Raw genomic sequence first — 21976 nt, 5'->3', positions numbered from 1 at the left:
TTTTCAAAAGGTGACACGATGCATCATACAGACAGTACCCATCTCATATATTTTTCCCCCACAAATACCTCAAAGAGCATCGGCTATAGTATTGCCGAAGAGCTTGCCGGTCCAGCCTTCCACAGGCATGACCTTACCTTTGCCACGGCAGAAGAGGCACTACCTGCCACTGCCCTGGCCATTATAGTTGTTCCCGTCTATGCCGGACGAATAGCACCCCTGGCCCGTAAGCGTCTGGAGGCAATTCGGGGGGCAGGAACCCCTGCCGTTCTGGTGGTGGTCTACGGTAATCGTGATTTTGAGGATGCCCTTCTAGAGTTGCAGGATCTGGCCCAGTCTCAGGGCTTTGTCCCCTTAGCTGCCGCCGCCTTTATCGGCGAACACTCCTACTCCACCAGCAATACCCCCATCGGTGCCGGTAGACCGGATGAGGCAGATCTCCTCGCCGCCAAAGAGTTTGGTCGAGAGGTAGCAGAGAGACTTGCCCATAGTGGTGATTCAGCCCTCCAGGTGCCCGGCAATGCGGAATATCGACAGGGCGTTGGACCGGTGGACTATACTCCGCAGGTCGATTCAACTCTCTGTAACTTTTGTGAGACCTGTACCTCGGTCTGTCCTGCAGGGATCATCAGTGCTGTCGAGGGCAAGATACTCTTTGAGGCCGGTGACTGTATCCGTTGCTGTGCCTGCATTAAGAGCTGCCCGACGTCCGCCATCTCCTTTGCCGTTCCGGCTCTTGCCGAACTGGCTTTGAAGCTGCATAATAACTGCCGCACTCGCAAGGAACCTCGGCTCTTCTTCTAGGCACTCTCCTCCTCCCCCCTTTACCTCCCCCTTCAACCCCCTCCCGACCTCCCCCTTGAAAATAAGGGGGAGGAGAAAAGGGGGAGGTGAAGGGGGTTCGTCGCTGCTATCCATCCTTGCCCGTGTAACGGAGCAAAATCCCTCCCCCCTACAAGCTGCCTTACTGCAAAAGTTTGATATCTGAGAGGGAAACCCTTTGCAGGTTCATCTTGTTCCTGTTAAACCGATAGGGTATCACTTCAAGAAGTGGGGATAATGATGAGCCATATAAAATTAATTCTGGTTTGAGCAGTTTTGCATGCGAGTGGCTAAGAAAATATTTCTACAATAAAAAGAAGAGATCATAATGTCTACGCACGAGCAATACCCTGTTTTTATAAAAGGAGAAGGCTAGCTATGAAGACTGAAAACAAGATCATCTCATTGGCTATTCTCATGGGTCTTTTTATCTGTGCAGGTCACGTCATGGTGGACTATTTGCTATTTAATAAAGGGTCATTTATTGAGTTCTTAGCGACAGATATTTCGAAAGGTGAAATATTTATCAGGATATTGGTTCTGGTATGTTTTGTTCTGTTCGGTCTAGTCAGTTCCAGGCTAATCACGAAACAGAAAGCCGCGGAACAAAAGCTGGCAGCATCACTCTACTTCCAGCAGCAACTTTTAGACAGAATCCCTGTGCCAATTTTTTACAAAGATGAAGAGTGCATTTACGTAGGATGTAATAAGAGTTATGAAGATTTCATGGATATGCCCAGAAAAGAGATCATAGGAAAGTCTGTCTATGATATTGCCCCTGCCAATCTTGCCAACATTTATCATAAAAAAGATTCCGATCTTATCAATAAGCCCGGAACTCAAATTTATGAATTTGAAGTTAAAAGTAAAACTCATGCCAGTAATCGTCAGGTTATATTGCCACAAGGCAACCTTCGAGAGAACAGATGGACAGGTTACAGGCCTGGTAGGGGCAATCCTGGATGTTACTGAAATAAAAAATGCAGAAGCTGAAAGCGAGAGATTGATTACAGAACTGCAATTGGCCCTTGATAAGGTAAAGCAACTCAGTGGTTTCCTGCCCATCTGTGCGTCATGCAAGAATATTAGAGATGACAGGGGTTACTGGAGTGAAATTGAGTCATACATAAGGGATCATTCAGAGGCAGAATTCAGTCATGGTATCTGTCCGGAGTGTGCAAAAAAGCTATATCCTGAGTTTTGCCAGGAGCCACCCATTCTCTAAGGTGCCGGGACGGGGTTGAGGGGGAGGTGAGCTACGTCAGTCACTTGCACCCCTGCCGTCACTCCGCTTTTTCCTTCTAACTTTCCCTTCGCCGCTCCGCTGTTGCTATTTCCCGTCGCTGAAGGTGGTGTCTCTATGGCCGAACTTTGCCGTAAACATCCCTTAAAAATAATAACTCAGTCCTGTACTCAGTAAATGGGCTCCATTTTGATGGTCGGCAAAGGTATATTGATATTCGAGATAAGCGTGTAGTTTATCGCTGACCAGTACCCTTAAACCAAGGGCTAATTCCAGGGCATTTTCGCTTGCTGTGCGACCATCAACACTAAAAGTTTCACCGCTTTGCAAGGTGGCAATGGTGTCTTCTCCCTCTGCAGAAAAATTATGGAACCAATCAGCTCGAAAGCTCGGCACTAATAAGCCATTATTGAGATCAAAGGTGTGACTAATTTCAACCCCAAGAGAACTTACCAATGCATCGGAATCTTTTGAGTTAACAGCAAGGGAGGCGGCTCCTGCTCCATATTCTGTGCAGCCGTCTTCATCAAGATTGATGTACTCAAACCCTGCCCGTGGCTCAAGAGACCAATTGCCTATCTGCTGTTTGTAACCACCGCCAAGAAAGGCAGAGTAATGGATTGCATCGTGGTCGCTAGTGGCTGTTCTATCTAGAAAGGGTATATTGCGATTGGTTTTAGAGTCAGTAAGGCCAATGCCTAGAGTTGATTGCAGGTAGAACGCATCATTTGCCTGTGGTGACCATGAACCGTAAAGATAGCCATCATAAACAGAACCCCTTGCCTTGCTGGTGGTGGCTTTTTCCTTCAGAGAAAAATCAGTGAAAGCGCCTGCGGCTCCTAGCTGAAATCCAGATGCAAATTGTCTGTCAAAGCCCAGCATAAAACCGGCATATTTTGTTTTAAAATCGTTGCTGGTAATTGTCTTGTCGTACTGAGTAGTACCGCCGTAGCCCGAGAACCAGAGTGGCGATTGACGATCTGCTTCATCTCCTCTTATCTTGTTTTGCAAGAAAGTTGATCTTGTTCTGATGTTTTCTAAAATTGCTGTGGTAACAGAGTTGTAAAAATAAGGTGAAAAATCGTCTGCTGCCTGCCTGATATCGGTAAGATCCATCAGATCCATCAGATTGAGAGTATCTGCCATATCTCCGCTTGCAGTCGGTCGAGCTCTATCAAAAGCACTGGCTAGACTTTGCTGCTGGCTTTCACTTACCGATGCGTAACTCCTGCGCGTTAGGGTGAAATTGCTGGGATTTAAACTGGCAGCAGAGGTTTGCAGGATACTGCTGGAAAAGTTATTTACAGTGGCAAAGTTACCGGCAAGGGCGCCTGCGTTGATGAATTGATGGGTACCGGGGGCCAGGTAACCAATGGGGATTAATGAAAGTGCGCCGTCAAGATGAGCTGTACCGCTCACCACAAGCTGATCGTAGCCACCGTCACCAAATTCTATTTGTAAATCAGAGCTACTGGTTTGGCTAAGATTTCCGTTAATTGTTAGTTTGCCAATAGAATTACCCGGGGCGATAATACCCGCGCTATCAACATCACCAATAATGGTGCCATTACCAGCTAGCGTACCATAATTCACCATATTGCCTTCGATAATAGCCGAAGCGCCTAAATTTAATTTTCCTGCCGTAATAGTATGATGCCAATTCCCTCGTATCTCATCATTATAGGAAAAATTGAAATCAGGGTCAGGGCTAGAGCTAATACCATCACTGGCATAATTACTGCCAAAGGTCATATCTGCCATACCAGAGGCACTATTAATAATATTCCCAACTATTTCTGAGCCGGTTTGAATATGCAGTGATGCATTTAGAACATGTCCCCCTTGGGCCTGGTGAGCAAAAGGATTGTCAATCCTAATGGCTGTCGCTCCATCCCTCGCCTTGATAGTTCCAGAGTGAAAAATAGTGTTATCAGCACCAAAAAGTAAAATACCAACAGAGCCATCTCCCCTAGCGGCCAGAGCCCCCTCTCTTTCTATAAATATCTGGTTATATCTACCAAAAGCATAAAGAGCGTGAGAGTAATTTGCCTCGGCAGACTGTTTGCCGCTCACCCTGATTATGTTTTTATCTCCATATATATGTAGGGTGTTAGAATATTCCTTCGTTGTTTTTAAATTACCACTTTGCTCAATAAGATTATAATTACCATTAACATACATACCGTAGGTGTAGCTATGGCTTGTTTCGAAGTTATTCGTATTGCTTATGCGGCTATTATTGCTGTAATAGGTGGGACCAAAACTATTGTAGTACGCCTCATTTATCTTCCACCCCATATCTCGAAACATATCAAGCAGCAGCTTGTTCGGAGCTCTTGGGAATTCTAAGTAATCGCTCTGGTAAGTCATCAGCTCTCCAGCAGGACCTGGATGGCCAAGAGAACTACCTTCTTTATATCCATCTGCAAAAGTTTGGATAGGGACAGGGCCTCCATAGGTAGCCTTGGCAGCCGCCCCTGTCCAGAAGACAGTACCGAGTTTACCGGTAGTCGTCATAGAGGGGCTATTCTCGGGAGTAGGATGTCCACCCTTACCATCTTCTAACAATGAATCCCATCTTGTGATGCCATTTGGATAGCTGCCATCGGTGTCATTACCATTCATAATACCCATGGCATGAAGTATTTCATGGGTTACCGTTGACTGGAAGTCATATTGATCGTGGCCAGGAGCATCAGGCCCGTAGTGTAGAGGAGTAGATGTGTATATGTTGATAGTATCGTCTACACTACCCAGGATCTTGTCTGTAGGGCTATTGTCACGCAGGAGCAACTCTCCTGTTGAAATAATCTTCGTCAAATATTGATCGTAAATCAGGGTGCCGAGTGAGTCCCCGAGATTTGCCTCTTTCCCTTTCTTTAGAGCAAAGGCAATCTGCATCTTTCTTTTTGGGCTACCCATGGCAAAACTCTGTTCGAGTGCTTGCAGGCTTCTGCTAATAGCATCTCTATGCCCCTCAGTCCACGCTTCGGTTCCTGTTATTATTCTTCTGTCCCCCACCTCTGTATAAGCACCTTCACTAGTTTGTGCTCCTATGGCGTATGCTGATTCTCCAGGGGCAAGAAGTTGAGCTTCAAAATTTCCGACAGTAATTGTTTCATAGGAGTGGGCTGGGGTGGCCAGCATTAAGCTGGCAAGGGCCAGGTATAATTTCGTTTTGCGCATTGGGATCCCATATAATTTAGCCTGTTAGCTATAGGCTTATTTTTTTAAGGTCTGCACGATATTGAATAGATGGTGGCAAAAAAATCTTCGGCAGTTTGATTTTCCTGAGCTTGAAATGGACACATGGGCAAGGGTGAAGCTCATTAGGGTCTAACGTTTCGTAGCAGTTAGTAAGATGATATCTTATTTTATCGTGTAATATGGGATTTTTTTTTGCGGGAGAGGTCAGGAGGGGGGCCTCCGCTTGCTCGCCGCTACGCTACTGACGCCGCTACCCACCCTTGCCCTTAACAGAGTTCCGGCGGGCGCATCTCTGTTTGTCCTTTCTTTCCATAGTATCTACTTAATATGATAATATGGAGAAAAATAGTAGATCTGAAACCGATCTCTGCCGTGAACATGGTCTGTCTCTTAAAAATAATAACTGAGTCCTGTGCTTAGTAAATGGGCTCCACTTTAATTGTCGGCAAAGGTGTATTGATATTCAAAATAACCGTGTAGCTTATTGCTGACCAGTACCCTTAAACCAAGGGCTAATTCCAGGGCATTTTCGCTTGCCGTGCGACCATCAACACTGAAAGATTCACCGCTTTGCAAGGTGGCGATGGTATTTTCTCCCTTGGCAGAAAAATTATGGAACCAATCAGCTCGAAAGCTCGGCACTAACGAGCCATTATTGAGCTCAATAGTACGACTGATTTCAACCCCAAGAGAACTTACCAATGCGTCGGAATCTTTTGAGTTGATAGCAAGGGAGGCGGCTCCTGCTCCATATTCTGTGCAGCCGTCTTCATCAAGATTGATGTACTCAAGCCCTGCCCGTGGCTCAAGAGACCAATTGCCTATCTGCTGTTTGTAACCACCGCCAAGAAAGGCAGAGTAATGGATTGCATCGTGGTCGCTAGTGGCTGTTCTATCTAGAAAGGGTATATTCCGATTGGTTTTAGAGTCAGTAAGGCCAATGCCTAGAGTTGATTGCAGGTAGAACGCATTATTTGCCTGTGGTGACCATGAACCGTAAAGATAGCCATCATAAACAGAACCCCTTGCCTTGCTGGTGGTGGCTTTTTCCTTGAAAGAAAAATCAGTGAAAGCGCCTGCGGCTCCTAGCTGAAATCCAGATGCAAATTGTCTGTCAAAGCCCAGCATAAAACCGGAATATTTGGTTTTAAAATCGTTGCTGGTGACTGTCTTGTCGTACTGGGTAGTACCGCCGTAGCCCGAGAACCAGAGTGGCGATTGACGATCTGTCTCATCTCCTCTTATCTTGTTTTGCAAGAAAGTTGATCTTGTTCTGATGTTTTCTAAAATTGCTGTGGTAACAGAGTTGTAGAAATAAGGCGAAAAATCGTCTGCTGCCTGCCTGATATCGGTAAGATTCATCAGATCCATCAGATTGAGAGTATCTGCCATATCTCCGCTTGCAGTCGGTCGAGCTCTATCAAAAGAACTGGCTAGACTTTGCTGCTGGCTTTCACTTACTGATGCGTAACTATTGCGCACTAGATTAAAATTGCTGGGATTGAAACTGGAAGCTGATGTTTGCAGGATACTGCTGGAAAAGTTATTTACAGTGGCAAAGTTACCGGCAAGGGCACCTGCATTGATGAATTGATGGGTACCCGGAGTAAGATAACCAATGGGGATTAATGAAAGTGAGCCGTCAAGATGAGCTGTACCGCTCACCACAAGCTGATCGTAGCCACCGTCACCAAATTCTATCTGTAAATCCGAACTACTGGTTTGGCTAAGATTTCCGTTAATTGTTAGTTTGCCAATAGAATTACCCGGGGCGATAATACCCGCGCTATCAACATCACCAATAATTGAACCATTACCTGTTAATATTGTACCTTCATGCTGATTGAGTGTATTGGCAAATGTTACCGTACCACTATGAAAGTCATAATTCCAATCCCCTCGTATCTCATCATTGTAGGAAAAATTGAAATTAGGGTCAGGGCTATAGCTCCCATCACTGGCATATTTACGACCAAAGGTCATATCTGCCGCCTTCGTAGAGTCAGTGTTAATAATATCCCCAACTATCTTTGATCCGGTTTGGAGGTGCAGTGATGTATTCAGGCGGTATCCCCAGGTAGCCCGATGATTGTCAATCCTAATAGCTGTTGCTTCATCACTCGCCAGGATAGTTCCAGAGTGAAAAATGGAGTTATCAAAACCAAAAAGTAAAAGACCAACAGAACCAGCTCCTTTTGCGGTCAGAGTCCCCTCGCCTTCTATAAATATCTGGTTTTTTATACCAAAAGCGTAGAGTGCGTGGGAGTAATTTGCATCGGCAGACTGTGTGCCGTTCACTCTAATTTTGTTTCCATTTCCATATACATATAGGGCGTTCGATTGCTCCTTCGTTGTTTTTAAATTACCACTCTGGTCAATAAGATTATAATTGCCATTAACGTACATAGCGTAGGTATAACTATGGCTTGTGGCGAAGTCATTCGTATTGCTTATGTGGCTAGCGTTGCTGTAATAGGTGGGGCCAAAACTATTATAGTAGGCATCATTTATATTCCAGCCCATATCTCGGTACATATCAAGCAGGAGCTTGTTCGGCGCTCTTGGAGCATCTAAAGGACTCCCCATATAGGACATCAATTCTCCTGGAGGGGCTGGATGGGCAAGGGAGCTACCTTCCCTATATGCATTTGTAAAAGTCTGTATGGGGACAGCTCCTCCATAGGTAGCGTTGGCAGCTGCGCCAGTCCAAAAAACAGTACCTAGTTTACCAATAGTGCTAATAGGAAGGGGATTCCCTGGAGCTGGAGTGCCACCATAAACATCTTTTAACAAGGAATCCCATCTTGTCATCCCATTTGGGTACCCTCCATCTCTGGCATTACCATTCATAATACCCATGGCATGGAGTATTTCGTGGGTTACCGTTGCTTGGAAGTCATATTGGCCGTGGCCAGGAGCCTCAGGGCCGTAATGCAGAGGAACTGAGGTGAACATTATGATAATATCGTCTACGCTACCTAGGACATTGTTTGTAGGGATATTATTACGCAGAAGCAACTCTCCTGTTGCGATAATATTCTGCTGAGCTTGGTCGAAAATTAGGGTGCCAAGTGACATCCCGAGATATTCCCCTTTCTCTAAGGTAAAGGCAATTTGCATTTTTCTATTTGGGTTGCCCATGGCAAAACTCTGTTCTAGTGTTTGCAGGCTTCTGCTAATAGCATCCCTATGTCCCTGGGTCCACGCTTCGGCTCCTGTTACCGTTTCTCGATAATCTTCTGTATAACCAGCTCCACTGGCTTTTGCTCCTATGGCGTATGCTGATTCTCCAGGTGCAAGAAGTTGTGCTTCAAAATTGCCAACAGTAATTGTTTCATAGGAGTGGGCTGGGGTGGCCAGAATTAAGCTGGCAAGAGCTAGGTATAATTTTGTTTTGCGCATTGACATCCCTATAGTTGAGGCCTTCATTGCTGGGGGTAAAGAACTCTTTATCAATTTGTTTTGCCTGGGTTGGAATGGCTAAAAAAGATGGGACAAAGGTAAGAGGCTATAAAAGCTAGAATACAAGATCTCGTTTTTTCAGGCAATATGGATTTTTTACTCCTCCTGCGCCTCCCCATCCTTGCCTCTGTCTCTCCTTTGTCCTAACTCCTCATCTTCCCTCCTCCCCCTTTTCTCCTCCCCCTTATTTTAAAGGGGGAGGCCGGGAGGTGAGCTGCGCCACTCTGCTTTTTTGCAATGTACTGATATTAATCAAAAGACTTTACATGGTCGCTTTAGTCCTGTTAACTCCTTGCAGGATCTTTTTGCCTGGGAAGATGCTCTCACCTATGGCGCCCATTTTAAATGTGGAGGGGAGGTCAGGAAGAGGCCCTGGTCTCTACTTTGGCTGCAAGGGAGGCAGTATTTCCATTTTGTCTGTTGGTTGCGGTCATAGGTAGAAATAGACTCTGCTGCAGGCCGCATTTGGGGGGCAGTCTTCAGTGGCGACCACCCTATGGCAGCTGTTGTCCTCAATTGAAATTCATATCGGAGTCCTATGAAGAAGATATCAGTCAGTGTAGTAGTTGGCCTATTAGGGATCACCCTTTATGGTTGCGCCAGCGTGCCACTTGAGAAAAAAGACCAACTCATTGCAGCTGCTCAATCATGTTTGGGAAGTGTTGATCTACCTGAGGGCTTTTCAGGTAAGTTTGAGCTTGTTGAGGATGCACAGCTTTTAGGTGAGGCCTTGGGTGCTCCTAATAAGGGCAAGCTCTGCCAGGGCCGGGTTTATAAGAGTAATAAGGATGGTCAAATTATCATCTACCGAGCTTGGAATAGCACCAACCCCAATAGCAAATTCGGTAAGTGGTGGGCCTTTCAGGCGCCCACAGGTGAAATTGCTCAGTACCGATCCGGCTATGAAATATGTTACCAGTGGTCACCTCTGGATACATTGGTCAGCTGTACTCTGAAACCAGAGAGTAAGGTTGTGGTCGGTACCGGCCAAAGTGCTGAGTGCTCAGAGTATTTAAGCTATCCGGTCTCCGCCAGGCAGCAGATCTATATTGAGGATGCCTCTGCCTCGGTTACCGACTGCATTACTCTTAAGGGTGAGTTTAGTTGGAAGTAATATTCGGCGAAGAGGCAAAATTCTCCATCAACCCTGTTAACTGTTGAGGATAAATAATGATCATTAGAGAATCGAAGAGTCGTGAACTTGAGGCGATTTATGCGCTTCATATGGCAGCCTTTGATGCCGATGAGCGCGAGCTTGTGGCGAAACTGGCCATAGACTTGATCAAGGCAGCTCACCCCCTACTCTCATTGGTTGCGGTGAGCGATGATCTCGTCATTGGTCATATTCTTTTTAGTCCAGTCAGTATTTCAAATAACGACAATCTATCATGCTTTATTCTGGCGCCTCTGGCTGTATCACCTGCAAGGCAAAGGCAGGGGGTTGGCAGTCAGTTAATTGAGCATGGTTTACGAACACTTACCGCCCAGGGCGCGGATGTTGTGTTCGTCTTGGGTGATCCAGATTATTATAGCCGCAGTGGTTTTCATCCAGTTCATGATGTAAGTCCATCGTATTCATTGCCATACCCGGAGGCATGGCAGGCAAAAGAGTTAAGGGTAGGCGCATTGCAAGGGGTTTCCGGGACGGTTGAATGTGTTTCCGTTTTAATGTCGCCGGAGCTTTGGTAGTACATTCATTTTCTTTTACTCAAAAGAAAACGAACCAAAAGAAAGAGCCCTGCCACTCCGGCCCTACGGGCACCCTGTGCTCCTCAAAATTTGCGGGAGTTTGAAACTCGCTGCGCTCAAACAGGTCAAACTCCTTTATCGCAAATTTTTCCGGTGCTCAGCTCCGTGCCAATGGGACTTGCCCAGCCAAGGTCGGTTTCTTGAAATGAGATCAGATGGGCTATCTCTGCCCAACCATTAAAGATCTTTATTTGCCAATTATTTCGATCCATTCCTTAACCACCGCCCCTGCCTCTTCTTTGCCCTAACTCCTCACCTTGGCGAGGGGAGGTGTGCTGCGTCATTCTGCTTTTTTTTCTACCCATCCTTGCCCTTAACAGAGTCCTGCTTGTCATCCCATCACGCAATGTATTGATATTAGGATTTTCCTTTGAAAAAGCACACCTTTCCTGTTAAAGCGATAGAGGTGGTTTTTTGTCAGGAGATTTGCTGGTAATTTATTGGGTCTATTGTGGAAAATTATGTTGGGCTGGAGATTGTTGGAGTGGTTGTTCTGATGCCTGCTCCGGCTTGAAGGGTGAGCTATGTTTTTCCATGCCACATTTGCTGACATTGAGATATATGGAAAATAGAGGGCTGAAAGTAGCTGCGTTAACGTAACCGGTTAACTACAAGATAAAAACAAGGGTAATTATGACAATTTCAGAAATGTTTCAGGATCTTCTTGCTAACTTAGTCACTGATAATGCTGGTAAAATTAGCTTGAAATATGGGGAAATTACTTCAAGCTTAAATAAAAAGTTCCGAGAGACTGATTCAAAGAAAGAAAATAGATTACAAGTCGGGTCTTATGGTCGATGGACGGGGGTTAAAGGAATTTCTGATCTTGACATGTTGTATCTTATGCCCAAGAATAAATGGGATGATTATAAAAATAACAAACAATCCAAATTGTTGTTGGATACAAAAGACGCGATTAAAGCTAGATATCCTACCACTGAAGTTAAGGTTGATCGGCTTGTTGTACAAGTTTTGTATAGAGGTTTTCAAGTAGAAGTACAGCCTGTATTTGAACAGGATGATGAAAGCTTTAAATATCCTGATACCTACAGCGGTGGAAGCTGGAAAATCACTAAACCACGTGATGAAATGACGGCGATGAAGGATTTTGTTGATCAGAAAAGCAAGAATCTTCGTAAGCTTTGTAAGATGGCAAGAGCCTGGAAAAACAAACATGGCGTCGGTATGGGTGGGCTTTTAATCGATACTTTGGCTCATAACTTCCTAAAATCAACATCGGATTATGATGACAAGAGTTTCCTGTTCTACGATTGGATGAGTAGAGACTTTTTTAAATATCTCATGGAGCAACCAAGTCAAGACCATTATAAGGCCCTTGGCAGTGGCCAGAATGTTAAAGTCAAGAAAAAATTCCAAAAGAAAGCCAAAAAAGCCTATGAGCTATGTTTAAAAGCTATTGAAGCTGGGGATGGAAATAGTGCTCATGACAAATGGAAAAAAGTTTATGGCCGTCCATTCCCTGCAAAATCAAAACATGTCGAAGAAGCTTTAAAATCTGCACGCACATGGCAGGATACCGAACAATTTATTGAAGAGAAGTTTCCAATTGATGTTCGATATGATTTAGAACTGGAATGCGAAGTAACACAACATGGCTATCAAAAGCGATTTCTTACTGAGATGCTAGCAAAAAATTTCCCTTTATTAGCTAATAAAAAACTATACTTTAATATATCTTATATAAATGTCCCTAAACCTTATTCCATTAAATGGAAAGTGCTTAATCGTGGAGTAGAAGCTGAAAAACGTAATTGTATATGTGGTCAAATTGTTGATGATAGCGGGAAAAAAGAACGAAGGGAGTCTACGGATTTTAAAGGCGAGCATATAGTTGAATGTTATGCTATTAAAAACAATGTAGTTGTTGCCAAAAATAGAATTTACGTACCAATCAAGTGAGGCAGAAATGAATAAAGAAGATTTGCTTAAACATATCGCAGAGACTGGTTACAACGTTGGTTTTGGAGCAAAAAAACATTTTGCAACCTATGATATTGTAGAGAAAACACCTGGGTTTATTAGCTTTTTCTCAATGGCATTCGGCATTTACGCACTTGCCTTTGAAGGCTTATCAACTAAGTTTCTGTCTGCATCATTTGTTGTCTTAGGTATTGTTGGATTGTATATATCACTCTACGATCATAAGAAAACAGCATATGAAAGTTATGGTATAAAATTAACACAATTATACAATGACCTTGCAAAACTATATCGCAAGACAAAAAACTCAGATGGGTCTGATATTGAGATATTGGAAAACCAACTTTCTCAGCTACAAGGTGAATATTATAGTTCATGCCAAAGCAAGCAAATCCTGTTTAGTGATTGGTATGCGCACTACAAATTTTTTTGGCAACACCAGATCGATTGGGTTGACGAGCAGAAACATTTCAGCTTTCTTAGGGACAAAATCCCTCTAACCTTCTCTCTTTTTGTAGTTGGGCTCTCTGTTAGTCTAATTACGTGGTGGCTTGAGTTGGCAACACAGATCTGTAAATTAGTTTTACCATGATTCCCAACGCATGGCATTTTCAGCTCCAATTGGTATAGTGATTGAGGTACATTGTTGTAGCTTGATCATTGCGTTGGGTGCAGCTTAATTGGGCGTTATGCCTAGAATTGATATAGGTGATTTGTATTGGAAGTATTCAATAATCGTGAGCTGGCATCAGCGTTGCTGGTATCAGTGGTGTTGCTTTACTGTTTGCGGCAGTCTAGGGTTAGAAACGCATTTGTACAACTAATCAAGGTATTTTTTCAGCGAGAAATAGTGACACCGTTCGTGATTTTTTCGCTATTTACTGTCGGTGTTGTGTGGTGTTTAAGAGAGGTTGCTATCTGGGATACATCTCAGGTGAAAAATACAGTAGTCTGGTTTCTTTTTGTTGGTAGTGTCCAATTATCCAACACAGTCAATGTTGACAGTGGGGTGCAGTATCTTAAAAGAGCGCTGAAGCAACAGTTTCAAGTTATTGTGTTAATTGAATTCCTTGTTGCATTCCATTCTTACGGTTTCATAACCGAACTAATACTGGTAACAGTGTCAACGTTTATTGCCTGCTGTAGTGTTGTAGCTTCAACAGACCCTAAATTTCAAAAGGTTAAATCAGTCTTTGGTATAGCATTGAGCATACTCGGTATTTATTTGTTCATCGATAGCCTGTCATATGTTAGTGATGACGTAGACAAGTTTTTCAATATATCAACTTTACGTGACTTTCTCGTCCCTATGCTACTCTCTGTGTCGATTATTCCGTATGTATATTGTTTTTATTGCTATATCACTTACGAGAAGGCATATATAAAAACAAGGATATATACCGATTCAAGCGAACTGCGTAGATACGCTAAATTTAAATCATTCATCGAGTTTCGTGGCAACCCGGAGATAATTAATTGTTGGCTATGTTACTCTTGTATTCCTGAGTTTAAGTCAAAGCAGACAATAGCTGAATCAATTCATGAGTATAAAAAAATAACAACCAATTAAGAAAGGTGTAATAAGGCAATTAAGGTGACGCGTTATACTCGGCATTCTTGGTTTGGTAGGTTCAGCGTTCACCCACCTTGTTATAGGCGTTATAATCAAATGGTATGGATATGAAAAAAACGAATTTATATATCTTGGTTTTTCAAAAAAACAGAGCAATTAAAATTGGAAAAGCAAATGATATTTCTAGTCGAATGATAAGTTTGAAGAAATGGTGGGGGGAGCCCGACTACGAAGAATCCTATTCCTTAGAGATTTGTATCGATGATGTTTTTACTCTTGAAAAATCATTGCATCTAATCCTTTCAAGTTATTCGCTAGATTATTCTGTTGGTGACGGTAAGACAGAAATGTTTTCATTGGATTCTTTAGATTATGCAATTAAACATATTGAATTGTATATAGAGCATTCTTATAATGAAGGTGTGTTGAAAAAAGGGGTTAAAGCGTTACGGCAAGGTCATAAGAGTATGAATGGGAAAAGAGATAATGTCTTGTCTAAGTATACCGGAAAACAAAAAAATCTTAGCAATACAATGAACGATGCGGGTAGTAATTTGAAAGACATTATGAGGGTAGTGTCTATTCTCATTAAGAGTCGGCACAGAATGAAATATCAGTACAGCTTAGAGAAAAACCTCATGACATTTGTTGTTAGTCATGAGAGGCTAAGTAACAACTTAAATTTAGATGCTATATCTAAAATGTTCAGATTTCGTGTTGTGGACTTTAGCGGTGGCTATATAGGTGTTAACTTCTTGTCAAGCATTAGTAAATCCGATGAGTGCTTACAGTTTGTAATTCGCATTAACTGTGGAAATGAAAATTGTTTAATTAGATACTTTTCTGAACAAATTAGTCATATTCTTTTAACTTTACCAAAGAAATCACCAGCTCTATCTCAAAATATCTCACTACTTGATAGATTCTAACAAAGTCATCAATGTGATGCTGTAACACTGGGAATTTAGGGTATGGAATGTAATTGGTTTCGAATATCCAGTGGGCGCACACTTTATTGCAGGCGCTATGTATATGAGGACACTATGTCTATGAAAACATTTGATGATTACATTGTTAACAGTGATGATTTCTGCAAAGAAATATATCCAAATGTTTGGCTCATGGATGATCACAAATGGGCTTTTTGGGCATGGATTAGCTATATCGATCGAGTGAAAACCAGCTTACCATTAAGCTTGTATCATATTGATTATCATTGGGATGCTATAAATGATTTTCAATGTGAGAAAGCATTGTCTGACATATCTCAAGCTGAATTAACCGCTTTATTTAGCTTGGTAAGTGAAGACTATATTTCAAAAGATGGTTTTATAGCTCCTGCAATAATTAAGAGGATCTTTGATGAGGTTCACTTTTATTGTAGACAAAAAGGAACTGAAATAGCTTTTTCACCTGACTTTTTAAAAACTTACAATGCAAAGCAATACATCCATCAGGAAATCGAAAATATGTGTGCTGTAAAAAAATCAAAACAATATGCTTTTGATTTAGATATTGATGTTTTTAATGACTCTGGTATGTACTTAGAATCAGAGCTTTGGTCTCAAGAAAAACGAGATCTCTTTTTTCAAAAGTGTAGAGGGTTAATTGAAAATGCTTCAGTAATTACTATTGCAATGTCATTCGGCTACTCTGGAACTAAGAACGACACAAAATATTTAGCGAAGTATGTGATAAAAAAATATTCGAAATAATGAAAATATCGAATTTTTCATAACAATTTTCTGCATGGGAGCATAAAAAGCTGTGTCCTGTGAGCAACGATGGCTGTGCTGGGCATGGGAACCAAAATTTAAAATAATTATCGCCCGAACGGGGCCTGAGTTGGTTATATAGGAGGATCAAATGGATATCTATCACGCAATTTTTACCCGAATAGTGGCGGATGGTCTGTGCGCATTCCGGATGTACCAGGGGCGTTAACCTGTGGTGAAAGCATAGAAGAGACCCAGCGCATGGCGATTGATGCCCTTTCTGCTATGTTAGTCGTTGGCCGTAAAGGCCGTGATTATTTTGAACCAAAACCATATAGGAAAATTACCGCAGAGGCTGGAGAAGGGGAACTTGTTTTTCCGGTAATAGCAGATGAAAAGGCTATGGAAGAATACAGGCCCATGCCTCTATCTCCATAAGCAGGTAATGGTAGGGTCGGTCAGCCCACTTTCAAGCGGGTTGGGAGGGCATTCCCCCCTCCATCCAATCAAAAAAGAGAGAGGGCAAAACGCCCATCTCAATAACAGCAATATCGGCTTTATTGGCGTATTAATAATTTAGCTCAAAAGGTCCTTGTTGAACAAATAACTTACCCAGCTTGACCATCTGTAACAAACAGAAAATACTGAAGGATGCATGGGGGACAGCAGAGTAAAGATTAAAAATTGGTCGGAGTGGGTACTGAAACAACAAGGCGTGATAACCTATGTCGATGAAGGTGCTATGGGAATATGATAATTGCATCATCACTTCTTTTAGCCTTTAATCTAAAAAATCTCTGTGCCCTCTGTGGTTAATGTATTTTGTTTTTCTAGCATCTAGCATCTAGCATCTAGCATCTAGCATCTAGCATCTAGCATCTAGCATCTAGCATCTAGCATCTAATATCTTCATCTCAAAAAAGGATAAACAGTGGCAACAGTTCGCCTACAAGGAAAAATTGAAAAATGGGTTGGTGAAAGAGGCTTTGGCTTCATCAAGTCAGAAAAGAGTGCTAAGAGTATTTTTGTCCATATTTCAGCTTTTGACAGAGCCATCTCCAGAGCGCCCAGGGTGGGAGACACCATCTCTTATTGTCTTCGTACTGATCATAATGGCAAGACCAAGGCCGTTGATGCAATAATCAAAGGTCTGCCATTGCGAAAGAGAAGAGAGCGTTCGCAACCGACAGGGCAGAGGCCCTACAAAAAGCAGGAAACAAAAAATAGTTGGAGGATTTTTGTTATCTGCCTGGCGCTGCTTATCGGCTTTGCTAGTCTCTTTTATAATCGATTGCAGGCTAGTGCTGATCAGACGGTAACAGGGATACCGCTTGGAGGTATCGACGAGACTTTTGTGCAGAGAGAGCAACTCTCGTTAAACTATAGCTGTGCAGGTAAAATACATTGTCCAGAGATGACCTCCTGTCAGGAGGCTCAGTTTTATCTGAGCAATTGTCCAGACGTAAAATTGGATGGTGATGGGGATGGCATTCCCTGTGAAGAGCAGTTCTGTAACTAATGAAATAGAGCGGAACCACTGGGGTCACAGAGAGCACGGAGAGCACAGAGCACACAGAGGCAATGAATTAAAAAGAAGAGATAGATACGAGATACGAGATGCGAGAAAAAGCGCGAATCACAAAAAAATATGGGAACAGATTGACCTTTTACTTTTCGCTAAGGTTTGCATAGGGCAGGATATCCCCCTCCTTATCTTCTCCTTGAAAAAGCTGAGGGTTTGCAAGGCTACTGTTGTACACTTAGAGCTAATATCTGTTGGTGTTTTCTAGCATCTAGTATCTGTTTTTTCGTCCTTTACCTAAAAAAATCTCTGTGACCTCCCATCCTCTGTGGTTAATTTGCTGTTTCTGACAGCTGACAGCTGACAGCTGACAGCTGAGAGCTGAGAGCTGAGAGCTGACAGCTATCTAACCTCTTTGTTGAGCCGATCATACATGACAATACTTCCCGCCACCGCAACATTCAGGGAAAATTCTCCAGGTAATTGTATAAGAGAGTGGCACTGGTCGGTAATTTTTTTGCTCAATCCGCGCTGTTCATTGCCCAAAAGATATACCGCCATATCTGGATGGGAAAAATCTCCTATGGCAATGGAGCTCTCCCCCATCTCTACCCCAACGATTTTTGTGGCAAAGGGTAAATTATCTTTGAACTCAGCAAATGTTTTATAGTGGTACAGTGGAATCTTTGTCCAGGCCGAGGTAATGTCGCTACTCTGTGTTTTATATTTTTTATCAATGGTGAAAATGAAGCTCGCGCCCAAGATATATGCAGATCGCCACAGGGTACCAATATTTAATTCGTTAACATTATTCAGTATGCCAATACCAAAAAAGCCGTAATCTTTTTTTATTTCCTTCACTCTAGCCATATTTGTTCCCTTCAAGATTAACTTTATTTACGCTCACTGTTCACTGTTCACTGTTCACTGTTCACTGTTCACTGTTCACTGTTCACTGTTCACTGTTCACTGTTCACTGTTCACTGTTCACTGTTCACTGTGTACTGTTCACTGCTCACTGCTCACTGCTCACTGCTCACTGCTCACTGAGTCTCTTTATAATAGAAAAAAAGTCCAACCATTGCTGGTCAGAAGAGACATTATTGAAGGGCACAACAGTGCTTGAATTTTTTTCCACTGTTGCATGGGCAAGGTGAGTTGCGACGAGGAGCGGTAGCGAAGTGCCGAAAAAACCACAGAGAGCACAGAGCACACAGAGGATTTTTTGTGGATTATTGAACTAGCAGCAGCAAGCGTAGCGACGTGGCGGCAGCAAGCGTAGCGAAGCAGCGAGCGCTAGCGAGTGGCGTCAGGCGGCAAAGGAGGGTGGAACTTTCCCTGATAGCGGTATCTAGCAGCTATTTAATATCTTTGGCTTTTTCTAGTATCTAGTATCTAGAATCTCGCTTCTCTCTTTTCGTCCTTTATCTAAAAAATCTCTGTGCTCTCCCACCCTCTGTGGTTAACTTCTTTTGCAGTTGTATTTTTTTCTAGCTGACAGCTGTAGTTTCTGCTTTAGCTCAGTTTAATACCATCACTGTCCAGTATGATAAGCTTCTGTTTATAGAGGGAACCTATTGCTTTTTTAAAAACCTTTTTGCTTACCCCAAATAGGTCATAGATGTCTTCGGGCAGGCTCTTATCGGTAACAGTAACCATTCCCCCGCAGTACTTTATCTTGTTTAAGATGTTCTGGGAAACATCATCCATTCCACGATAACCTGTTTGCTGAAGTCGTAAGTCGATTTTAAAATCATCACGTATTTTTTTAATATAACCCTTCAGCTGCTGCCCTATGACAAGCTTTCGAAAGACTTCGTTCTCGTAGATCATACCTATATGAGAATTATTGACAATCGCACTATATCCTAGCTCTGACTTGGCATAGATGAGAAGTTCAACCTCTTCTCTCTCTACATATTCATGAGGCTCTTTGTTAAGATATTTATCCAGCTTTGAAGAGGCTATAATCCGGTTGTTTTTTTCACTCAGCAATAGAAAGACAACATACACTTCACCTTCCAGCATATTGCCCTGCTGTTCACTTTTGGGTACGAACAGGTCGTCTGCAAGCCCCCAGCTCAAGTAGGCACCTGCCTTTGTCGTAGCCACCACCGTCAACTTGGCAAATTCACCGACTATTGCATATGGCTTTTGTGTAGTTGCTACCAGGCACTGTTCTTTGTCTAAATAAACAAAGACGTCAATATCGTCACCTAGACAATGTTTTTGGGCAGCACGATTGCCTTTTAGGAGGATATTCCCTGACTCACCACCATCAAGTTGAATAGCACCTGACTCTATTTCTTTTATCCTAAGCTTATTTATTTTGCCTATCTGTACCATTTTTCTCTCTGTTAACTCCTATATTCACGTTAAATGCCGACTGGCATCCCGCTGAAGACGCTATCAATTGGGTATCTCATACACTTATTCAATGAACATGATTTCAATAAATTTGCCCCGTTTTTCTGCAAAAATCATATTTTTGCGCTGTGGGATTCTGCTACTCTTTAGTAGCTGGCTGCCGGGCCGCTTGCCTGGAAAAAAATCATCCACTATGTAAGTGGTTGGCTTTATAATAACTTAATGGTCGTGGTCAGAGGTCTTTATTCTGCTGTGAGTAGAGTAAGTGCTTAAATTTAATAGTAAATACTTATTCTCTTCCCTGGTCTTATGTTTAAGTTGAACATACGTTTGACAACGTTTTTTTATCCATGATACAGTTTTTTATCTAGAGATGACTCTACATGATTCAAAACTTCCTATTCTTATAGATCAATTTATGGCTCTTGTGGTCTAGACCCACCATTGGTGGGTCTTGTAACTCACAGAAAATATTTAATTATGTATGGGAAAGTGTATGGAAAAAAGCGCAAATTGGCCAGAATTTTATAAGGAAGGTAGGCGAAAATCTTGCTTGACTAGGCAATATATTTTCTTCAGAAACTTTCGGGCGGGGATATTTTTCTAACGGTTATTGAGAGACTGCCGCTCTTGCAAATATGAAAAAGAGGGTCTGGTCACGATAAAAAGTTGAAAACGCTCTGCTTTTGAGGTTTCATTTTACGGGATGAAAAAGAGCGATATAGAAGACTGGAAGAGATATTTAACAACCAAAATGGACAAGGGTAAGCCGGTGATATGGATAAGTAGTTGGGCTAATTAGCATAAAAAATTTTAAAACGCGTGTAATGACGGTGGCATGCTAAGAGGAGATGAAGATGCTTTTCAAAAAAAAAGAGAGGGTTGTCCTTGGGCACAGGGCCCTGTTCGGAATTTTATTTTTCTTGTTGTTTACAGTCAGCTTTTCAAGTTTTAACAATGATGCATTTGCAGAAGCCAAGTATTCGCCGGTTGTCCAAAAATTGTTGGTCCTCTATGAGGCAAATCCGGAAGTTTTGGACAAAGCTTTGGCCGTTGCCATTACCCCAGCCACAGGGCAGTGCTCTGTATCACCCGTAACGGGGAAACCGTTTTGTTGGAATGGTAAATCAGTTAATGATCTTCTTGATTTTTTTGAAGGTTGGCTGAATTTTACGCCGACACCGCAAAATGACGGATTTGACAATTATCAACTGTTTTACGATTTATGCTACAACAACAATTACGCCCTCCAATTTGTCAGGACTGAACCATGGTTAAGCTGGACAAGAGATTTTACTAAAGCGCGTGGGGAAAAGATGGATGGTCCTGTCAAACCAGAAATCATTCAGAAATGGAAAGAATTTTTGGGCTCCCATTGGAATGATTATGTGATTCCTGAAGGTGGTTTTACCTCATTTAACCAATTTTTTATACGGAAAATCAAAGCGGAGAAGAGGCCTGTTTTCGGAGATGATACAATTCTTGTGGCCCCTGCCGATAGTGTGGTTAATGCCATCAATTTTAACCTCTCCGCCACAACAAAAATCAGCACCAAGTATTCAGAGAATCTGAATGTCAGAGAACTTTTGGACGGATCGAAGTATGCCGATACATTCAGTGGTGGCACAGCTATTTCTTGTGTGCTCTTGCCCACGGTCTACCATCGTTATCATGCTCCTGTGGGAGGGACTGTCATAGAGTCGAGATCTGTTGATGGAACTTCTTTTGGTTTGGCTGGAGATGTTGATTCCTTTTTTAACAACGGTAATTTTGGCGGCAATAAAACGAAGTTTGGAGTTTTTGGAACATACCATCGCGGCTATTATATAATACAAACGGAGAAATACGGTCTTGTGGGTATGATTTCCGTGGGGCTGGATGATGTTAATTCGATTAATTTCGCTTCTGGATTTGCAGACATTCCTAAAAAATCTCCTGCTAAGATTGTAAAAAAAGGTCAAAGACTGGGGTATTTTGCTTACGGAGGCTCTCTCGTCATTCTTTTGTTTGAACCCAATGTCTTTCCAGGCTTAAAAATAAGCCAGGGCCAACAATTGGGAATTTTAAATAAAATTCAATCAGATGAATAATGAAAGTGTTACAGAGAAAGGGCCGACCAAAATAAGTCAAAGATATAGCGGGCTATTGGCTTGATTGAATAAGAGCAAATCATCTCAAAAACGTCTTGGCTTTGGCTCTACCTGTCACTTTTTCATGGCCTGGTTGCATACAATTTTTTCTGAATAAAGTTTTGGCAGCCCTGGGGAGATGTTACAGAGCATTGCTTCCAGGCTCTTGAAATTATCTATGCAACAAGGCCGCTTTTTCTCCAAAAATCGCTATGGCTAATTTGCCCTTGCCACTCCGCTCCGTTT

General features: G+C 42.5%; 19 protein-coding genes. 13 read left to right on the top strand and 6 right to left on the bottom strand.

The features are described 5' to 3' along the window. Positions 1-18: 18 nt before the first annotated feature. Entirely contained in the window at positions 19-804 is a 786-nt protein-coding gene (locus DP_RS01240; RefSeq protein WP_011187494.1) for a 4Fe-4S binding protein, read from the top strand. 396 nt (positions 805-1200) lie between these two features. After that, positions 1201-1794: a PAS domain-containing protein gene (locus DP_RS16450; protein WP_011187493.1), complete on the top strand. Its 594-nt coding sequence runs from the start codon at positions 1201-1203 to the stop codon at positions 1792-1794. A 415-nt stretch (positions 1795-2209) separates the two neighbouring features. On the opposite strand, the gene DP_RS01225 is transcribed toward DP_RS16450, so the two are convergent. Both DP_RS01225 and DP_RS01220 read right to left on the bottom strand, forming a co-directional pair. Continuing rightward, entirely contained in the window at positions 2210-5251 is a 3042-nt protein-coding gene (locus tag DP_RS01225) for an autotransporter outer membrane beta-barrel domain-containing protein (protein ID WP_011187492.1), read from the bottom strand. Positions 5252-5707: 456 nt separating this feature from the next. Continuing rightward, entirely contained in the window at positions 5708-8674 is a 2967-nt protein-coding gene (locus DP_RS01220; protein ID WP_041277474.1) for an autotransporter family protein, read from the bottom strand. 598 nt (positions 8675-9272) lie between these two features. On the opposite strand from DP_RS01220, the gene DP_RS01215 reads away from it, so the two are divergent. Together DP_RS01215 and DP_RS01210 are read left to right on the top strand one after the other, a co-directional pair. Beyond that, entirely contained in the window at positions 9273-9848 is a 576-nt protein-coding gene (locus DP_RS01215; RefSeq protein ID WP_011187489.1) for a hypothetical protein, read from the top strand. Positions 9849-9904: 56 nt separating this feature from the next. Beyond that, positions 9905-10423: a GNAT family N-acetyltransferase gene (locus DP_RS01210; protein WP_011187488.1), complete on the top strand. Its 519-nt coding sequence runs from the start codon at positions 9905-9907 to the stop codon at positions 10421-10423. A 125-nt stretch (positions 10424-10548) separates the two neighbouring features. On the opposite strand, the gene DP_RS17800 is transcribed toward DP_RS01210, so the two are convergent. Next, positions 10549-10695, bottom strand: a complete 147-nt coding sequence (locus DP_RS17800) for a hypothetical protein (protein WP_156792173.1) — start codon at positions 10693-10695, stop codon at positions 10549-10551. A 421-nt stretch (positions 10696-11116) separates the two neighbouring features. Here DP_RS17800 and DP_RS01205 point away from each other — a divergent pair, with 421 nt between their 5' ends. The 8 genes from DP_RS01205 to DP_RS01175 all read left to right on the top strand — a co-directional run bounded on the left by DP_RS01205 (position 11117) and on the right by DP_RS01175 (position 17502). Beyond that, a complete protein-coding gene (locus tag DP_RS01205; RefSeq protein ID WP_011187487.1) occupies positions 11117-12403 on the top strand; it encodes a nucleotide-binding domain-containing protein in 1287 nt (428 codons plus the stop codon). Between the two features lie 7 nt (positions 12404-12410). Beyond that, entirely contained in the window at positions 12411-13016 is a 606-nt protein-coding gene (locus DP_RS01200) for an SLATT domain-containing protein (RefSeq protein ID WP_041277473.1), read from the top strand. A 126-nt stretch (positions 13017-13142) separates the two neighbouring features. Beyond that, on the top strand, positions 13143-13994 hold the full coding sequence (locus tag DP_RS01195) for a hypothetical protein (RefSeq protein ID WP_011187485.1): 852 nt from the start codon (positions 13143-13145) through the stop codon (positions 13992-13994). 110 nt (positions 13995-14104) lie between these two features. Further along, the gene (locus tag DP_RS01190; RefSeq protein WP_162096616.1) at positions 14105-14926 is read left to right on the top strand and encodes a GIY-YIG nuclease family protein; all 822 of its coding nucleotides are present in this window, start codon (positions 14105-14107) and stop codon (positions 14924-14926) included. 120 nt (positions 14927-15046) lie between these two features. Further along, a complete protein-coding gene (locus tag DP_RS01185) occupies positions 15047-15712 on the top strand; it encodes a UPF0489 family protein (RefSeq protein ID WP_162096615.1) in 666 nt (221 codons plus the stop codon). A gap of 261 nt (positions 15713-15973) precedes the next feature. Beyond that, on the top strand, positions 15974-16150 hold the full coding sequence (locus DP_RS17795; protein ID WP_156792172.1) for a hypothetical protein: 177 nt from the start codon (positions 15974-15976) through the stop codon (positions 16148-16150). 493 nt (positions 16151-16643) lie between these two features. Beyond that, complete coding sequence (locus tag DP_RS01180; RefSeq protein ID WP_011187482.1) at positions 16644-17231, top strand: excalibur calcium-binding domain-containing protein; 588 nt, start codon at positions 16644-16646, stop codon at positions 17229-17231. Continuing rightward, a complete protein-coding gene (locus DP_RS01175; protein WP_041277471.1) occupies positions 17197-17502 on the top strand; it encodes a hypothetical protein in 306 nt (101 codons plus the stop codon). Before DP_RS01180 ends, DP_RS01175 begins: the two co-directional genes overlap by 35 nt. A gap of 134 nt (positions 17503-17636) precedes the next feature. Here the strand turns inward: DP_RS01175 and DP_RS01170 are convergent, their stop codons facing one another. From DP_RS01170 to DP_RS01165, 3 genes are all read right to left on the bottom strand, one after another. Beyond that, on the bottom strand, positions 17637-18104 hold the full coding sequence (locus tag DP_RS01170) for an RNA methyltransferase (protein ID WP_041277470.1): 468 nt from the start codon (positions 18102-18104) through the stop codon (positions 17637-17639). A gap of 230 nt (positions 18105-18334) precedes the next feature. Next, the gene (locus DP_RS19075; RefSeq protein WP_407637887.1) at positions 18335-18433 is read right to left on the bottom strand and encodes an SEC-C metal-binding domain-containing protein; all 99 of its coding nucleotides are present in this window, start codon (positions 18431-18433) and stop codon (positions 18335-18337) included. 316 nt (positions 18434-18749) lie between these two features. Next, entirely contained in the window at positions 18750-19580 is an 831-nt protein-coding gene (locus DP_RS01165) for a CvfB family protein (protein WP_011187480.1), read from the bottom strand. Positions 19581-20458: 878 nt separating this feature from the next. Here DP_RS01165 and DP_RS01160 point away from each other — a divergent pair. Next, positions 20459-21691 carry a phosphatidylserine decarboxylase gene (locus DP_RS01160; protein WP_049784974.1) on the top strand — a complete coding sequence of 411 codons (1233 nt, stop codon included), beginning with the start codon at positions 20459-20461 and terminating at the stop codon, positions 21689-21691. The last annotated feature ends 285 nt before the right edge of the window (positions 21692-21976 follow it).

The sequence above is a fragment of the Desulfotalea psychrophila LSv54 genome (assembly GCF_000025945.1).
Lineage (GTDB): Bacteria > Desulfobacterota > Desulfobulbia > Desulfobulbales > Desulfocapsaceae > Desulfotalea > Desulfotalea psychrophila.
The sequence above is the reverse complement of the archived record's forward strand: the minus strand, read 5'-3'. Positions and strand labels throughout refer to the sequence as shown.

Coding starts and splice junctions, on each gene's coding strand:
- DP_RS01240 (WP_011187494.1), top strand. CDS start 19: ATGCATCATACAGACAGTACCCATCTCATATATTTTTCCCCCACAAAT.
- DP_RS16450 (WP_011187493.1), top strand. CDS start 1,201: ATGAAGACTGAAAACAAGATCATCTCATTGGCTATTCTCATGGGTCTT.
- DP_RS01225 (WP_011187492.1), bottom strand. CDS start 5,251: ATGCGCAAAACGAAATTATACCTGGCCCTTGCCAGCTTAATGCTGGCC.
- DP_RS01220 (WP_041277474.1), bottom strand. CDS start 8,674: ATGCGCAAAACAAAATTATACCTAGCTCTTGCCAGCTTAATTCTGGCC.
- DP_RS01215 (WP_011187489.1), top strand. CDS start 9,273: ATGAAGAAGATATCAGTCAGTGTAGTAGTTGGCCTATTAGGGATCACC.
- DP_RS01210 (WP_011187488.1), top strand. CDS start 9,905: ATGATCATTAGAGAATCGAAGAGTCGTGAACTTGAGGCGATTTATGCG.
- DP_RS17800 (WP_156792173.1), bottom strand. CDS start 10,695: ATGGATCGAAATAATTGGCAAATAAAGATCTTTAATGGTTGGGCAGAG.
- DP_RS01205 (WP_011187487.1), top strand. CDS start 11,117: ATGACAATTTCAGAAATGTTTCAGGATCTTCTTGCTAACTTAGTCACT.
- DP_RS01200 (WP_041277473.1), top strand. CDS start 12,411: ATGAATAAAGAAGATTTGCTTAAACATATCGCAGAGACTGGTTACAAC.
- DP_RS01190 (WP_162096616.1), top strand. CDS start 14,105: ATGAAAAAAACGAATTTATATATCTTGGTTTTTCAAAAAAACAGAGCA.
- DP_RS01185 (WP_162096615.1), top strand. CDS start 15,047: ATGAAAACATTTGATGATTACATTGTTAACAGTGATGATTTCTGCAAA.
- DP_RS17795 (WP_156792172.1), top strand. CDS start 15,974: ATGGCGATTGATGCCCTTTCTGCTATGTTAGTCGTTGGCCGTAAAGGC.
- DP_RS01175 (WP_041277471.1), top strand. CDS start 17,197: ATGGCATTCCCTGTGAAGAGCAGTTCTGTAACTAATGAAATAGAGCGG.
- DP_RS01170 (WP_041277470.1), bottom strand. CDS start 18,104: ATGGCTAGAGTGAAGGAAATAAAAAAAGATTACGGCTTTTTTGGTATT.
- DP_RS01165 (WP_011187480.1), bottom strand. CDS start 19,580: ATGGTACAGATAGGCAAAATAAATAAGCTTAGGATAAAAGAAATAGAG.
- DP_RS01160 (WP_049784974.1), top strand. CDS start 20,459: ATGCTTTTCAAAAAAAAAGAGAGGGTTGTCCTTGGGCACAGGGCCCTG.